General features: G+C 35.8%; 16 protein-coding genes. 5 read left to right on the forward strand and 11 right to left on the reverse strand.

Annotation, left to right across the window (positions count from 1 at the left end; genetic code table 11):
- Nucleotides 1-60: 60 nt before the first annotated feature.
- Nucleotides 61-777, reverse strand: coding sequence for a PspA/IM30 family protein (locus MN204_RS05385; RefSeq protein WP_249870250.1), 717 nt, complete (start codon nt 775-777; stop codon nt 61-63).
- A gap of 248 nt (nt 778-1,025) precedes the next feature.
- Here MN204_RS05385 and MN204_RS05390 point away from each other — a divergent pair, with 248 nt between their 5' ends.
- The 3 genes from MN204_RS05390 (at nt 1,026) to MN204_RS05400 (ending at nt 3,741) form a co-directional block, all read left to right on the forward strand.
- Nucleotides 1,026-1,520 carry a L,D-transpeptidase family protein gene (locus MN204_RS05390; protein ID WP_249870251.1) on the forward strand — a complete coding sequence of 165 codons (495 nt, stop codon included), beginning with the start codon at nt 1,026-1,028 and terminating at the stop codon, nt 1,518-1,520.
- Nucleotides 1,521-2,296: 776 nt separating this feature from the next.
- Nucleotides 2,297-3,166, forward strand: coding sequence for a spore coat transglutaminase TGL (gene tgl / locus MN204_RS05395; RefSeq protein ID WP_249870049.1), 870 nt, complete (start codon nt 2,297-2,299; stop codon nt 3,164-3,166).
- 128 nt (nt 3,167-3,294) lie between these two features.
- Nucleotides 3,295-3,741 carry a CBS domain-containing protein gene (locus MN204_RS05400; protein ID WP_249870050.1) on the forward strand — a complete coding sequence of 149 codons (447 nt, stop codon included), beginning with the start codon at nt 3,295-3,297 and terminating at the stop codon, nt 3,739-3,741.
- Nucleotides 3,742-3,966: 225 nt separating this feature from the next.
- Here the strand turns inward: MN204_RS05400 and MN204_RS05405 are convergent, their stop codons facing one another.
- The 5 genes from MN204_RS05405 to MN204_RS05425 form a co-directional block, all read right to left on the reverse strand.
- On the reverse strand, nt 3,967-4,404 hold the full coding sequence (locus tag MN204_RS05405; protein WP_249870051.1) for a universal stress protein: 438 nt from the start codon (nt 4,402-4,404) through the stop codon (nt 3,967-3,969).
- A 67-nt stretch (nt 4,405-4,471) separates the two neighbouring features.
- Complete coding sequence (locus MN204_RS05410; protein WP_249870052.1) at nt 4,472-5,932, reverse strand: DHA2 family efflux MFS transporter permease subunit; 1,461 nt, start codon at nt 5,930-5,932, stop codon at nt 4,472-4,474.
- Between the two features lie 478 nt (nt 5,933-6,410).
- Complete coding sequence (gene spx / locus MN204_RS05415) at nt 6,411-6,794, reverse strand: transcriptional regulator Spx (protein WP_249870053.1); 384 nt, start codon at nt 6,792-6,794, stop codon at nt 6,411-6,413.
- A 63-nt stretch (nt 6,795-6,857) separates the two neighbouring features.
- Nucleotides 6,858-7,058, reverse strand: coding sequence for a hypothetical protein (locus MN204_RS05420; RefSeq protein ID WP_368858644.1), 201 nt, complete (start codon nt 7,056-7,058; stop codon nt 6,858-6,860).
- A 65-nt stretch (nt 7,059-7,123) separates the two neighbouring features.
- Nucleotides 7,124-7,357, reverse strand: coding sequence for a CarD family transcriptional regulator (locus tag MN204_RS05425; RefSeq protein ID WP_249870055.1), 234 nt, complete (start codon nt 7,355-7,357; stop codon nt 7,124-7,126).
- Between the two features lie 110 nt (nt 7,358-7,467).
- Between MN204_RS05425 and MN204_RS05430 the strand changes: the two genes are divergently transcribed.
- Nucleotides 7,468-7,917 carry a MarR family winged helix-turn-helix transcriptional regulator gene (locus tag MN204_RS05430; RefSeq protein ID WP_438804685.1) on the forward strand — a complete coding sequence of 150 codons (450 nt, stop codon included), beginning with the start codon at nt 7,468-7,470 and terminating at the stop codon, nt 7,915-7,917.
- A 256-nt stretch (nt 7,918-8,173) separates the two neighbouring features.
- Here MN204_RS05430 and MN204_RS05435 read toward each other — a convergent pair whose 3' ends face one another.
- The 4 genes from MN204_RS05435 to MN204_RS05450 all read right to left on the reverse strand — a co-directional run bounded on the left by MN204_RS05435 (nt 8,174) and on the right by MN204_RS05450 (nt 12,329).
- The gene (locus MN204_RS05435; RefSeq protein WP_249870056.1) at nt 8,174-9,139 is read right to left on the reverse strand and encodes a quinone oxidoreductase family protein; all 966 of its coding nucleotides are present in this window, start codon (nt 9,137-9,139) and stop codon (nt 8,174-8,176) included.
- 118 nt (nt 9,140-9,257) lie between these two features.
- Nucleotides 9,258-9,950 (reverse strand): toxoflavin lyase-like VOC family protein, encoded by a 693-nt coding sequence (locus tag MN204_RS05440; RefSeq protein WP_249870057.1) that lies wholly within the window; start codon nt 9,948-9,950, stop codon nt 9,258-9,260.
- Between the two features lie 530 nt (nt 9,951-10,480).
- Nucleotides 10,481-11,503: a serine hydrolase domain-containing protein gene (locus tag MN204_RS05445; protein WP_249870058.1), complete on the reverse strand. Its 1,023-nt coding sequence runs from the start codon at nt 11,501-11,503 to the stop codon at nt 10,481-10,483.
- 493 nt (nt 11,504-11,996) lie between these two features.
- Nucleotides 11,997-12,329, reverse strand: coding sequence for a hypothetical protein (locus MN204_RS05450; protein ID WP_249870059.1), 333 nt, complete (start codon nt 12,327-12,329; stop codon nt 11,997-11,999).
- A 498-nt stretch (nt 12,330-12,827) separates the two neighbouring features.
- Here MN204_RS05450 and MN204_RS05455 point away from each other — a divergent pair, with 498 nt between their 5' ends.
- Nucleotides 12,828-14,498, forward strand: a complete 1,671-nt coding sequence (locus tag MN204_RS05455; RefSeq protein ID WP_249870060.1) for an alpha/beta hydrolase — start codon at nt 12,828-12,830, stop codon at nt 14,496-14,498.
- 153 nt (nt 14,499-14,651) lie between these two features.
- On the opposite strand, the gene MN204_RS05460 is transcribed toward MN204_RS05455, so the two are convergent.
- The gene (locus MN204_RS05460; protein WP_249870061.1) at nt 14,652-14,996 is read right to left on the reverse strand and encodes a zinc ribbon domain-containing protein YjdM; all 345 of its coding nucleotides are present in this window, start codon (nt 14,994-14,996) and stop codon (nt 14,652-14,654) included.
- Between the last annotated feature and the right edge of the window lie 155 nt (nt 14,997-15,151).

Consider the following 15,151-nt stretch of genomic DNA (forward strand, 5'->3'; position numbering starts at 1 on the left):
CCGTACTCCTCCTATCAATCTTTAGATAGGCTGCAGCAAATGCCGCAGCCTTTATATCATCTATTCATCTTTATTAATCTGCGCCTTTAAAGCTTCCAGTTCATCATCGACATTAACTTGTGCTTTTAATGCTTCCAATTCACTGTCCACTCGCGTATCTGTTTCATATTTAGCGGCCAAATCCTTGATATCATCGGATGACCCCTTATTTAGTTCTGCCATTGCGTTTGCTTCATCCAATTCCTGATTGATCTTCGCTTCCATTCTATCAAAGGCAGAAATTGAACGCCCTGCACCACCCATAGAAGTAGTAAATTCATTTACCTTCTTTTGTGTCCTTGCAACGGAAGCCTTTCCCTTAAGCATCGTTCTTCTTGATTCCAGCTCACCGATATCGGAAACTAACTTGTCATGCATTTGGCGCATTTGGACTGTATTTGCTGAAGCTAGTTCAACAGCAGTTTTAAGATCTGTTTCCCTGTCCGTCAATTCCGCTTTCTTACGGAGAAATTTTCTTGCATCCTCTTCATTCCCAGCTTCCAATGCTTTAACTGCATACTTCTGCATGGAAGCTATTTCGCCCTGACATTCCTCGAGCTCTCTTTTTTCCCGCTTTTCAGCTGCCATTATAGCAGCTGTCTCAGACTTTACCTTACCTAGATCACGATTCAAATCCCGTAAGTATTGATCAATCATCTTCTCCGGATTCTCTGCCTTATCCAATAATGCATTGATGTTACTTGACATAATGTCTCTAAATCTTCTTAAAATTTCCATCATCATTCTCCTCTTCTATCATTTCATTTGGTTTCTTTCATTATCTCACTTCTTTTTCATAGCTGCCATCATTTTTCGCCTAATTACTATACGTCTGAGATTTAGAAAAGATTCATTATTTCATAAAATGAATCTTCACTAAGTAAGCTTCCTATGTGTCGGTAGATGCAGATAATTAATAGGATGAAACACTTTTTATGAACCACATAGAATGTAGTGTGCAACTATAATCCATGGAGGTGTTTAGACTGATTCATACTGTAAAACCAGGTGAAACATTGGCTCAGATTTCAAGAGATTACCGTACACCGCTACCTGCGATCATCCAAGCTAACCCGATGATAAATCCAAATGTTATTTATCCTGGTCAATCCATTGTCATCCCAGGGTTACCTGATCCTAACACAATTCCATTTCAAATCGATGTGTCATTAAGTAGTCGTTCGCTCAGTTTACTAAAGGATGGTGTACTTCAAAAACAGTATCCCATTGCTGTTGGAAGAATACTTCATGGGACCCCAGTCGGTAGTTTCATAATTATAAATAAAGCGCCAAACCCTGGGGGGCCATTTGGCACGATGTGGATGAGTTTATCAAAACAACATTATGGCATACACGGAACGAACGATCCCAGTTCAATTGGTAAAGCGGTATCAAGAGGCTGTATTAGAATGTACAATCATGATGTTGAGGAATTAGCAGCTATTGTACCAATCGGAACATTGGTCACCATACATCCATAATCGTCAGCGGGGTATGGACTACCTACGTAGAGCGAAAAACATGATGCAATCATAACGATAAAGCGGCAGGCTATGAAGATCAAAATACTACATGGATTCGGCTCGAATGATCTTCATCACGGGTATGAAGTTCATAATCCTACTTGAATTCGACTCAAATGATCTTCATCATGGCTATGAAGATCAAAATACCGCTTGAACTCGGCTCAAATGAACTTCATCGCGGGTATGAAGGTCATAATCCTACTTGAATTCGACTCAAATGATCTTCATTGCGGGCATGAAGATCATAATCCTACTTGAATTCGGCTCAAATGATCTTCATCATGGCTATGATGATCAAAATCCTGCATGAACTCGGCTCAAATGATCTTCATCATGGGTATGATGATCAAAATACCGCTTGAATTCGGCTCAAATGATCTTCATCATGGCTATGAAGATCAAAATACCGCTTGAACTCGGCTCAAATGATCTTCATTGCGGGCATGAAGATCATAATCCTACTTGAATTCGGCTCAAATGACCTTCATCGCTGGTATGATGATTATAACGACTTTTTCAATCGTTATTTCTCCAATCCCTTTTAACTTTTTAAATCTTCTTCAGTTCCATAGTATTCTCTTTTAGAAGCTTGTTTTATAGAACAGGCTTTTATTGTGCTTGAAACGATGTAGTAAACAAAAAGAAAATAATGATAGATACACATCTATCAAGACGATGGAATAGACTGGATAATAATTAAAAGATACTTACGCTTGAAATGAGGTAACGTTATGATACAGGTTTCAGGAATGGTTTTTCAACAGAGTGACAAGTGGCTTGCTGGTAGTATTGAAAGTGTTATTATTCAACGAATGATGAATGACCCAGCCGTCTATTCGTATCCATCCATCGATGAATTAGAATTCGAGCTTAAGCTCCGGAAAAACATCATTGCTTCTGCACGTGCCATGAATCAAGGGGATGCACAGTTTGAATCGTTTGAGAATTCCAGATGTAATCCCGATTACTGGCATTTGACAAGTGCTGGCGGCTTCCGGATAAGACAGGATGTGTTGCCATCTGCTGCCATCCAAGATATCTTCACGAACAGTTCACTATATGCGTATGAATGTGCAGTGGCAAAAGTCATTATTTTCTATCATGCCGTTTTAAATACGATTAATGAGCACTTATTCAATCAGTTATTTCAAAATCTTTATTTATATAGCTGGAATGCTGATCCTGATCTAGGAATACAAATTATTGATACTTTACACTTCCTGCCTGGAGATGTCGTCTATTTCAATAATCCGGATTTCAACCCAGCAACCTCTTGGTGGAGAGGTGAAAATGCTGTTGATTTAGGGGATGGAACCTATTTCGGACATGGAATTGGAATAAGAACGGCTGAACAAATGATCCAGGCATTGAATGAAATGAGAAGGCCCGGGAGCATTCAATCAGCTTATCTGTTAACCGAAGTAGCGAGGCCATCATTTAATTATCTGGCTCGCCTTTCCCTGTCTTCACGAAGTTATCATTCGTACAAAGTGCAACACGCCATCATACATCATCATGAAAGTTCGATTTCCTGTAAACATTACCTTTTCTACCTGGACCAATTTTATTTGCACATAAGTAATACTGGAAATCCTATTTAGCTGCAGCATTAATATGAGAAAAACCACAAAAATGCCAAACTTATAATGACAAAGTTAAAAAAATTTATGTTATATTATAAATATATTTACTTTGTATGCGGTTACAGTTTAGGGAAAGAGGGATTTAAATGCAGGTAAGAGACTTCATGATTACAAATGTTTTTACTGTAAAACCTTCAAATACCGTTAAGGATTTGTTAGATATACTGAATTCAAACCGAATCGGCGGAGTGCCAGTTGTTGATGATCAACGTCATTTGGTAGGGATGGTATCCGATGGAGACATATTGCGTTACCTAGCTCCAAAGCCACCAGGTATTGCTGGCCTTGTTTATGTAATAGAGGATGGTGAAATGGAGGATATATTACCAGAAAAGTTGGATACTCCGGTAAAAGAAATTATGACCAAACGAAATATCCTTTCCGTATTACCTGATCAGGAGTTTGAAGAGACGATCCGCATTTTATCAAGGCATCATTTTAAAAAACTTCCTGTAGTCAATAGAGCTGGTCGTGTCATTGGCGTTCTTAGCAGGGGTGACATTATAAATAATATTTTTAGAAAACTCGGTTGACACCAAGCTTTTCGGTGATAGCCTTCGTTGCACTTATGCAGGTTGGTAAGTTTATACTATCCTACCTGCCATAACAGAGAGAATCATTCGCCAAAAAATCACTGACGAATGGTTTATTACGATAGAAAAAACCATTCGTAACTTGCTGTTTACGAATGGTTTAAAATGATTCCAGCTTTATAAAGGTTTAATTAATCTGGAAAATTTTCATAAAAGATAATTCAATCACTCCGGTGTACGGATAACTAAAACATCACATTCAGCCGAACGCACAATTGCTTCTGATACGGAACCAATCAGGAAACGCTGAACTGCACCTATCCCTGTAGCACCACAGATGATTAAGTCAGCTGAAACTTTTTTGGAAATCTCTCTTGTGATAATACTTCTTGGAGAACCGTGCTCTACCAATACCTGTACGTTTTCAATACCATCAGCTACAGCCTGTACCTTGTATCCATCTAATAGTTCTTCTGAATCCCGTTGTATCCTCTCAGCAACTGAACGTTCCTGTGGTTCAAATGGTAGTGTATCAATTACATTCACGATGTTTAATACAGAACCTTTATTTCGTGCTGCAACGTCGAGTGATTTGCGAAATGCATACTCCGCTTCTTTTGAACCATCTACAGCCACCACGATACTTTTATAATGATTTGCCATTTGCCATATCTCCTTCTAGCATCCGTAATCAATCTTTAAAAATGATAACTTTGTAACGCTAACCAATCTATTTCGATTCAGCATATTCAACAGTAAACGCCTTTTCCTTTGCAGGATCACTGACGATTTTTGTACTGCTCTCCATAAATAGAGAACATATTAATCCAACTGCTGAAATTCCTGTAACAAAGTAAAAAGCATATTTCACTCCGGCAGCTAATACTTCTGGCTCGGTTGAAGTAGGAACAGCACTTAAGAAACTGGTTTGACCAGCCGTAAATACTGTAATCGCGATTGCAGTACCTGCTGCCCCAGCTACCTGATTCAATGTATTCATAGCTGCTGAGCCATCTGCATAATACTCACGTGGCAATTGGTTGAGCGCATTTGTTTGAGAAGGCATCGTTACCATCGTCATCCCAAAGAATAAAATCATGAAGGCCACTACAATTTGCCAAACAGGTGTTGTTGCAGAAATGACGGAAACGAACATGATATTTCCAATCAATACGATAATGGACCCAGTGATGACGAAAACACGCGGTCCAAATTTGTCAAATAAAGTTCCAACAATCGGTGACATAATAACATTGACGGCATTACCAGGAAGCAATAGTAGACCAGCAACCGCTGCACTGACCAGTAAAGCACCTTTTAAATAAAGCGGTAATAGAATAGCAGTAGATAAGATGACTAAAATACTAAGAAACATCATCAATGTTCCCAATGTAAACATCGGATATTTAAAAACGCGTAGATTAACCATTGGCTGTTCCATTTTCATTTGGCGAGTTCCAAATAACAGAAGTGCGATAATTCCTATAAGCAACGGTACCAACACTTGTGGTGATGAAATTGGTGCTTCAGCCATCGTACTTAAAGCAAAAATCAATCCTCCAAAACCGAATGTTGATAAAACGATCGACAGGACATCGATTTTAGGTTTCGTAATTTCTGAAACATTTACAATTTTAGCTGCAGCGAATAATGTCAATAAAATATATAAAACAGAGCTAATCCAGAAAATATAAGGCCATTCTAATGTACTGATGATAACACCCGAAAGTGTAGGTCCTAAGGCTGGACCTAATGTAATAACAAGACCCATGATTCCCATTACAACTCCACGTTTATGAATAGGGAAAATAATTAATAGAACGTTTGTCATGACAGGAATTAATATACCTGTTCCAATTGCCTGTACTAAGCGACCAGCTAATAATATAGCAAAATTCGGTGATATCGCCGCTAAGATTGCACCAAGGAGGGAAATAACAAGTCCTCCCACAACCAATTGTCTCGTAGTAAACCATTTCATTAAAAGTGCGGAAATCGGTACAAAGATTGCCAGTACCAATAGATAACCTGTTGTCAGCCACTGTGCAACCCCAGCTGTAATAGAATATTGTTCCATAATATTTGTTAATGCCATATTTAATGCTGTTTCAGCAAACAATCCAAGAAAAGAACCCAACATTAAAATAAATGCCATTGTCTTTGGATTTTTTACTTGCGTATGTGTTTTCATAAAATATCTCCTTTTATTTAATTAATCTATTCTTAAAATTCATTCAATCAAACATCTATATATTCTTATTGCTGAAAAAACTTTGTTGCGATGTCGATTACGATTTAGTATGTATATCCGTTGTACACCTCCATCATACCAACCGGTCTGTTTATAAGATTACCAAAAAAAAAATCTCTAAGTCAAGATATATTTTTTGCATGCGTTTTCATGTATAAGGCCTTTTTCATAGCTGCAAATCCTTGTTTAATGGGGGTTCTTTCTCTTTATTTTGCTATTTCAAAGAAAAATTTACAAAGTGACAATGTGACTTCTTCGAGAAATATAAAAATACTTTAAAAAGTTTTTCGTTAATGCAAAAAAACGGCACCCAAATGTTGCCCATACTAAATATTGCCCATTCCTATCAGGAGTTGGGCAATTGAAGGTTTCTCCAATAGAGCCATTCGTCTCAAGCTGCAATACGACTAATGAACCACTATTGGTATTCATGTAATTGTAATGAACGGACTGATCTAGGTAAAAATCTTCGAATCTGTGATCCATTATAACCCACTAGCAAGCGCTTTTCATCGTGGATAATCGGGGATTTAAATATACTAGGATTATTTTTAATGAAGCTAATCATATCTTTTAGTGACAATTGATTGATGACATTACGATTCATTTGAAAAAGCTTTGAACGAGTAGATATAATATCTTCTGTGCCATTATCAGTCATACGCAGTATTCCTATAATCTCACGTAAAGTTAGCGGATCATCAACGATATTTCGCTCTACAAATGGAATGTCATTTTCCTGAAACCATTTTTTTGCTTTTCTACAAGATGCATTGCCTGGTGAGGTGAAAATCGTTACCATCTATTCACTTCCCAAATTGAACCGTTTTTACATAATAATTTTTGTATAAGAAATGAAAGTGATTTATTCATGTTGGTGTACCATGTTCGTAACCGTTTCCGAGATTTCCTCAGTTGACGTATCCAATGCTGTTGCCAATTCTTTAAATAAGGTACTTTGGATTGAAGTAAGAAGTCTGCGGTCCTGATCATATAGCCTCTTATTGTTGGATACGGCCTCATTATTTTTCCGAATCAACATATTGGCAACTTTAGAGATGTCCACACGATTTCCAGTTTTTACAAGACTATAATATTTTTTATGCCGTTGTTTAACATCTTCTATCCATTCTACCCAGATTGATTAAATGTTTGTAAAATCTCTTCTGCTTCTTCTTTATCTAAAGTCTTTTGAATGACTGCCTTATCACTATCAACAGGGATACTGATTTTTAAATTTGTATCATTCATTGGACGTATCACATAATAATTTTTCGTTACACCATTAAATGTTCTCTCACAAATATCATCAATTTTACTTAAACCATGTACAGAATAGATAACTGAATCTCCAATTTTAAACATATCATCTGCTCCCAACAAATAATTGTCAACTAAGTTTACAAAATTAATTGTAATATAAAAACAGCGAATTGTCAACCTAGTTGACAACGCAAATTGGATTTTGTATAGTTATGACGAAGAAAATAATGGAGGTGAAATTTTTGGATCACAACTTGGATTTTATTGACATGTTAAGTGAGCGTCATATTCAACTTCGAAGAATAACTGAAAAATTATGGAATGATAGCAGTGATATTCATTTATCTAATTCTGAGTGGTTTATTATGGCTAGAATATATAAAAATCAGCCAACTATCTCCTATGTCACAAAAAATGTAGATATCTCCAGACAGGCAACCCATAAATTCATAAAACAACTTGAGGCTAAGGGGTTAGTTGAAATTAACAACGTGGAACATAACAAAAAAGATAAATATTTACGATTAACAAAATCAGGCCAAGAATGCTATGAAAAAAATGAAGCACTGAAGGCAAGCATTGAGAAAAAAATCTCTGATACAATTGGCGAAGAACAACTAATTATCTTTAAAAATATTTTAAAAATGGATTGGGGACTGTAATCAACAAGGGCTCATGTTGAAATAAAAGGAAACTTCACCTCTTAAGGGTAAGTAGATCCGATAACATGGAGCAAATCCAAAATCACAGGTTAAATAACATACGAACTAGCAATACAAATAACAATGCAAATAGTACACAAACAAGCTTGAGGGAATTTTTTTAGCCTCAAGCTTTTTGACTTTCATGTAGTATGTTGTTTCTACAATTAAAGCGCCAGATAGTGAAAGATGATTTATGTGATTAAGCGCTTATTCTTTAAACTTTAAGCAATACTTTCCCTTCATAATTACGACTTTCAATTAATATATGTGCTTCTGCAGCATCACTTAAATTAAAAATTTGTGCTATCGGAAGGGTAATATGTTTTGACTCAAATAGTTCTATAACTCTTTTTGCAACTGGTGTTAATCGTACTGGATTATGTTTTCTCGTTGTGCCTAAGCTAAAACCCTTAATATTTCTACAACTATTATGAACATCATTTGTTTTAAAAGTACCAGCTTTACCACTACTATTACCAAATTGTACAAGTGTGCCATATATTGCTAAGCAATCTAAACTCATGCTTGTAACATCACCAGCAACTGAATCAAAGATAATATTTGCACCTTGATTATTTGTTTGCTTTAAAACTTCCTCTGTAAAGTTTTCATAAGTGCATACAACATCGGCCCCTAATTTCTTAACATAATTTTCTTTTTCTATATTGCCAACAGTTCCAATAATTTTTTGAGCTCCTGATAATTTAGCTAATTGTACGAGCATCGAACCAACTCCACCGGCAGCACTATGTATAACAATGGAATCTGTTTTTTGTATTTGTCCAATTTCATGTAAGAGTATATACGATAGGATTGATACAGTTGGCATTGCTGCTGCCTGTTCAAATGATAGACTGTCTGGAATTCTAAATACTAATTGTTCATTTGCAATCACATATTCTGCATATGAACCAGCTTTAGGAAAAGCGATTACACGATCTCCTTTTGAAAAAGGCGAATTAGCAGCAGCTTCTACAATTGTCCCTGCAGCATCCAAACCCAATATTAAAGGGAAATATCCTTTTCCTTTATTTCCGATACGTTTTTTTATATCTGCATAATTCACACTCGTAAATGCTACTTTAATTAAACACTCTTTATCTCCAATTTTCGGTATTTCAACATCTAAGTATGAAAGGACACTTGCATCGCCAAACTCACTTTGGACTATAGCTTTCATTTTTAAATCCCCTTTCTACAAGATTGTCTAATCTGTTTCTTTTCAACTAAAAAAGCCGTCCCATAAAAACAAGAGGGGATTACCATTATTTAACAATAGCTTCATTTAACTGAATAGATTATAGTACATTTTTTGGGCCGTATACTTCTAAAATGTGGTCTGAGTTTACAACAATTTTACTATTATTAGATGTGGTAATTTCCAGGGGATATATGACTGATGTTTTATCAGAGAAAATCCACTCTCTCTCTGGCTGATTAAGTATTATAAATATTCCCTTTGATTTTTCCCCCATAAAGTTAAGGTATCTTGAGCTTAATGGTTGGTTATCACGTTCATTAATTCCAATATCAATTAACTTATTTCCAGCATTTATAGCATCATCAACCGTAAGCCCTATTTCACTAATGTTTAATACACCTTCTATAGAAAAAGGCTCCTCTCCCTCTTCAGATATAGAGTGTCTTGAAATGAACTCTACTATGTTACCAGCAGGGTCGTAGAAATATAGAGCATGGGCTGGTAGATGAGAAAAATCTGCTTCGTCTTTCCCATCCCTAACATTCAATTCTACTCTACCTTTTACCCATGATTTAGCCTCAATAAATTTATTAGCAAAAATGTTAAAAGCAAAATGATAATAAGGATGATCTTTTACATTTTCTGAAATAAATTCCAGTTGGCTTGAACCAATTCCAATACGAAAACTATTCTCGTTCTCCATAAGTAAAGGAAAACCGAAAGTGTCTACATAGAATTCTCTCATTTTCTTTATATTATTTGTATGGAGAGTCAATGATTTTATTTCCACTTTCAAACGCACCTCTCTTTTTTAAAAATAATATGAGTACTTCTTCAATTAGAAGTGTAGTCTATATATCAAATAATTTAAAATACTTATTTTAAATCGAATGATATAACGAAAAATTATACTAAAATGATTAGAAAAAATAAATTTCCTAATCATTTTTATAAAATTACTCATAAAATTTCCCTATTGTATAAATTCAACAAAAAATAGTGCTTCTCCTTCTTCATGGATTGCCCCAATTAATTTAAGTACATCACTTACATTTTAATCCAAAATCGCCTTCCAACTCAAAAGGAACTAACTCTTACTTCCTGTCCACAGCTAACAGTCCATAAACAATTTCATCTTCGTAATGATCATATAACCATTCTGCCTGTCTAATTCTTCCTTCTTACAAAAATCCAAAACGCTTTGAAGGAACTTGCTTCGCCATGTACGTATTTAGCCAATAATTCGAATTACAGCCTGGTCGAACGAACAAAAAGGACTAACCTATTCGTTAATCCTTTTTGCTATGATCATTTTTCCATTTATAAGATATTTTCAATCTCTTTCAATAGTTCATAAGCGCCTTCTGATTGATTGGAACAGACTACGATTATCGTTTTCCTGCCAGGGTAATATACCGCACGGAAGTTTACACCTGGATCATATCCCATCTGAATATACTTAACTACCCTTTTATCATCGTCTAATTCCATATAACCGCAATAGCCATAATATATATTGTCCTCTGCAACTACAACTTCACGCGGTTTCAATAATGATTGGGTCATCTTTTTGGACAACAGTTGGTGGTTCGATAATGCTTGCCAGAATCTAAACATGTCTTCAACTGAGACATACGCTCCTCCATCTGGTCCGCCTTTTACTGGCAAGGAATAAATATTTGTTTTCCAAGTCCCATCCAAATCCTCAATGTAGCCTAGTGCAGTCCTTTCTGGCAAACGGTCTATTTCGAAGTATCCGGAGCTCCTCATGCCAGCTTTGTGAAAGATATGTTCCTCGACGAATTCGGTAAAATTGCAGTTGGCCACATGTTCTACAATAAGACCTAGTAATATATAACCAGCGTTGTTGTACTGAAACGAACTGTTGATATTTGCTTGCATCCTTTCATGTTGAAACATGGGTAAGAAATCTCTTGGCGAACGAACGTGGTACATAGGCCGTGATTTCCACAGCAACTCGAAATCATCCATTATTTCTTCATTAAAATAGTCATGCACACCCGATGTATGTGTCAGTAGGTGGTGGAGGGTAATATCCTTGTCAAAATACGGAAATTCTATATCAATGCAGTTCTTTAATCTTGATTTAAAAGAAATTTTCCCAGCCTCAACCAACATACAAATAGCAACTGCTGTAAATATTTTACAGCCTGAAGCGATCGCAAACCTCGTATTTAACTGATTATCAATTTTTTCCGAACGATTGGCGAATCCGTTACTTCCTTGTAGGATTTCATTGTCTTTTGTAGCGTAAAAAGCGCCAGAAAAAAAGAGCTCCTTCTGTTTTTCCTTTAGGTAGTTCAATTTGTTTTCTTTATTCATTATGATTCCTCCTGAATTCCCTTTTTGTTTTTCGTATTTTTTATTTTTAAAGGAATTCAGTTAGCTTTTTCACACCATATAACGAGTCATACGATTTCCTCCTTCTCTACTGGGACATTAGGTAAATTAATTGTATATAATTATTTATTAAAATACAATTCAATCAAAATATTCAGCAATTTTATCGTTTAAAATATATTTTTATATACCAAATCTCCCATATTGATAAAAGCTTGAAGTTATTCGGCTAAGTGTCGGTTTCAGGAAGAACAAGATAATGATTACTGCCATAGCTTCTTGAATTAAATCACTAGTAGAATAGTGATACTAACACAGAGCATAAAATGATATGAAATATACCCAAATATAATTTCTATTTATTTTTAATACTATCAGAAACTCCCCTTTTCTTTTACAACATTCCTCACAGTTAGCACAAGAAAGGCTGCAAAATAGACGCATCTCTTTATTCTGTTAAAGCACATTTAGCTTATTAATTCAACTCACGTAAATACAAGAAAATTTCGTTTTCATTCCATTTTTTAAAATTGTATTTGCGCAGTTTGCTGTCAATTTCTTTTTGTTGCTTGTTTCCTTTGCTGAAGTAATTGATAATATGGAAAAAAACCCCTCCAAAAACCTGTGCCCAACCATTGAATCCAAGTTGAAATGCCATTTCTTCTTTTTCTGTAACTGGCAGTTGTGTCTTTTTCAAAAATTCATCTTTAAAGTCTTTATGAATGATAATGTAAGATTCTTTATCCTTTAAGGCAAAAAGTAATTCATCAGAATTTCTTGCTTCAAAGTAATCTTTTCTCTTTTTCAATCCCAATATCCCCCTAAAAAACTAATAATATCTATTTAAAAATTAACAAAATTAAATTCTTCAGCAATTTAGTTTGATTGTTCAACTCAAGTTCAGGAACGAACTATTCATAATATTTAACTATATTATACCATGTAATGATATCATTCTTTGATTTTTCTCAATATAGAAGGGAATTTATCTTATGACCCACATTATATAAACAGCAATGAAAAAAGAGCCTTACAGTTAATTTTTTAATATCAATATAAGCAGTGTATCTCCATCCCTCTTAATCCTTCCTAGGCTTATTTAACAATTTCAATATGCAAAAGTTGAATCAAATAAATTTACAATCTTAAATGTATATACGCTTAACATTTATTAAAGTAATGAGTATTTCATCAACGTAAGAGGCAACATAAAACAGATAGGCAGTAAAATTTACGATTAATCTTAGCGTTATTTTAAAACCATAGCTAAAAGAAATTTACATCAATTCAACAAGGAGAAAGAAGGATGAAAAGTTCCCTGAAGCATGAACAGAGAAAAGCCCATTTTTTTATTGCAGCTTTACTTGCGGCGAATGGTTTATCCCTTTTGTTAAGTATTATTTACTTAGTAACGAATAGCTCTCATGGCATGTGGAATCTGTTTGGAGTACTTTTATTACTAACACTAGTTGGAAATATCTTAGTGACCCTAGTGGGAAGTAACAAGAAAAGCTTGGACATCTTTTATTTAGTCCTCACCATTGTTTCTATGATCATTATTCCGAATGCAAATAGGGCTGTATCTTCTGATGTCACGAATACATCTTCACAGAGTGTCCTTTCCATCATTTTACTATTTTACCTGCTTTTTTTAGGTGGAATGATAACTTTTCAAAAACTACACGATCTTTCATTGTCAAAAGGTCATACGAAAAAGCAACGTGCCAATACATTTCCTCACACGAGAAGTGTAATGAGATTTATAATTCTAATTTTCCTGAGTTTCATTCTATTGATTGGTGTTTATCTCGCTTGTCAATTAGTAGTAGGAAAAGGAATGAATATTGTGGAACTCGCCTTCCCTCAACATTCCCTGTTCTTTAGCTTTATTTTTCTGTCCATAGCTGCACTTATTTTAAAAATATCTTCCTACCGTGCGAAATCATTTGTTAAAATCCTTGTATTTAGTACAGGAATTGTTCTCTCCATCACTTTTAGTCTTCCATTGCTGATAATGCCTTTTTCCAGCCAGAATGCTGCATCGATTTATATGGAGGCATTTGGAGAGGACCCAAAAGAATTAATACCGGTTGAAGAGCAGAATTATTTCTTAAGTACTCCCTTCATGCTGCAGGATTATTTTTTTGGCATTGCATCAGGAGATTATCGCGTACAACAGGATGTTCTTTATTATGAAGGAAGGACTGGTGTTGACACAGGTATTTTGCTTCACTTTGATGTCTATATGCCACCCGCTGATCAAGCTGATTTACCTGGAAACCATTCCGTATTGGTTAGAATTCATGGTGGCGGATGGACTGCCGGCGATAAGGGATCCTCCAATAATGCTCAAGTCAATAAATACTTTGCAAGTCAGGGCTATGTTGTATTTGATGTACAGTATGGGCTCAGTCACGAAGATAAGCTTTTTGCGTTATCCAAAGTCCCGGAGAATATTGTTGGCGGTTTTACCATTGATGATATGGTCCGCCATCTCGGTATCTTTACAGACTATTTAGTGGAACATGGCGGTGAATATGAAGCTAATTTGGATTCTGTGTTTATTTCCGGTGGGTCCGCAGGCGGGCAATTGGCAATCGCAGTTGGGCTTGGCTTAGCAGGTGGACAAATTGATTACTTAAATCCAAGATTAAATGTGAAAGGAATCATCCCCGTTTATCCAGCAAACGGATTATCAAAAATAGTTGAAGTAGAAGGATCAGAAGAACTCACTGACCCTTCCTTTTTCGTAACGGAAGATAGCCCACCCGCTTTAATATACCAGGGGACACATGATGGTGTTGTCAACCAGTCCGTGGCTATCAAGTTCGATCAAACTTATAAGGAACGAGGCTCGTCAAATTCAGCATTAATTCTGATGCCGTTTGCTGGACACTCGAGTAACTTATATTTTCCGGGCTATTACAATCAGGTATTTCTTTATTACATGGAACGGTTTATGTATCAGTTTAAGTAATTCATTTAACGGATATCTTTCTTAGAAGACTTGTTTTGTCACCAAGCCTTTCGGTGACAGCCTTCGTTGAACCTATGAAGGTAGTAAAGTTTTAGACTTCCCTACCTGCACACAAAAATGGACTGTCAGGCATCAACCCCGACAGTCCAACTTTTATAGCTTCTTCACGAATTTTGACTTAATGTAGAGGACACCGACACCATCTACTTTGCCTTCCAGATCATGTCCATCCACTTCCTCAACAATTCGGATGTTTTTCACTTTCGTTCCCATTTTTAATGGAGAAGAGCCACCTTTTACTTTCAAATCCTTCACAATGGTAATCGTGTCCCCATCTGTTAACACATTTCCGTTGGCGTCTCTCGTTAGTTTACTTTCTTTACTTTCCTCTTCTGGTTCTGCTGTCCATTCATTTCCGCATTCCGGACAGATATAAAGTAATCCATCTTCATATGTATATTCAGAATTGCATTCAGGGCAGTTAGGTAGATTGTGCATGTTAATACTCCTTTTCCTCCGGGACATGAGCGCCTGACAGGGAACCTGCTACTTCGTTCCTCGCCAGTCGTCCTTTACTTTCCTATTATTATACCCCTTTTATCCAAAAACTGAAAATACCTTTTAATGGTTTGGAGAGATTAATCTATTTAGCT

Origin of the sequence: Oceanobacillus saliphilus (genome assembly GCF_023522835.1) — a bacterium.
Taxonomy (GTDB): Bacteria; Bacillota; Bacilli; order Bacillales; family Amphibacillaceae; genus Oceanobacillus; species Oceanobacillus saliphilus.

Excerpts from the sequence above, each read along its gene's own strand:
- MN204_RS05385 (WP_249870250.1), bottom strand. The coding sequence starts at position 777 with ATGGAAATTTTAAGAAGATTTAGAGACATTATGTCAAGTAACATCAAT.
- tgl (WP_249870049.1), top strand. The coding sequence starts at position 2,297 with ATGATACAGGTTTCAGGAATGGTTTTTCAACAGAGTGACAAGTGGCTT.
- MN204_RS05400 (WP_249870050.1), top strand. The coding sequence starts at position 3,295 with ATGCAGGTAAGAGACTTCATGATTACAAATGTTTTTACTGTAAAACCT.
- MN204_RS05405 (WP_249870051.1), bottom strand. The coding sequence starts at position 4,404 with ATGGCAAATCATTATAAAAGTATCGTGGTGGCTGTAGATGGTTCAAAA.
- MN204_RS05410 (WP_249870052.1), bottom strand. The coding sequence starts at position 5,932 with ATGAAAACACATACGCAAGTAAAAAATCCAAAGACAATGGCATTTATT.
- spx (WP_249870053.1), bottom strand. The coding sequence starts at position 6,794 with ATGGTAACGATTTTCACCTCACCAGGCAATGCATCTTGTAGAAAAGCA.
- MN204_RS05425 (WP_249870055.1), bottom strand. The coding sequence starts at position 7,357 with ATGTTTAAAATTGGAGATTCAGTTATCTATTCTGTACATGGTTTAAGT.
- MN204_RS05430 (WP_438804685.1), top strand. The coding sequence starts at position 7,468 with ATGACGAAGAAAATAATGGAGGTGAAATTTTTGGATCACAACTTGGAT.
- MN204_RS05435 (WP_249870056.1), bottom strand. The coding sequence starts at position 9,139 with ATGAAAGCTATAGTCCAAAGTGAGTTTGGCGATGCAAGTGTCCTTTCA.
- MN204_RS05445 (WP_249870058.1), bottom strand. The coding sequence starts at position 11,503 with ATGAATAAAGAAAACAAATTGAACTACCTAAAGGAAAAACAGAAGGAG.
- MN204_RS05455 (WP_249870060.1), top strand. The coding sequence starts at position 12,828 with ATGAAAAGTTCCCTGAAGCATGAACAGAGAAAAGCCCATTTTTTTATT.
- MN204_RS05460 (WP_249870061.1), bottom strand. The coding sequence starts at position 14,996 with ATGCACAATCTACCTAACTGCCCTGAATGCAATTCTGAATATACATAT.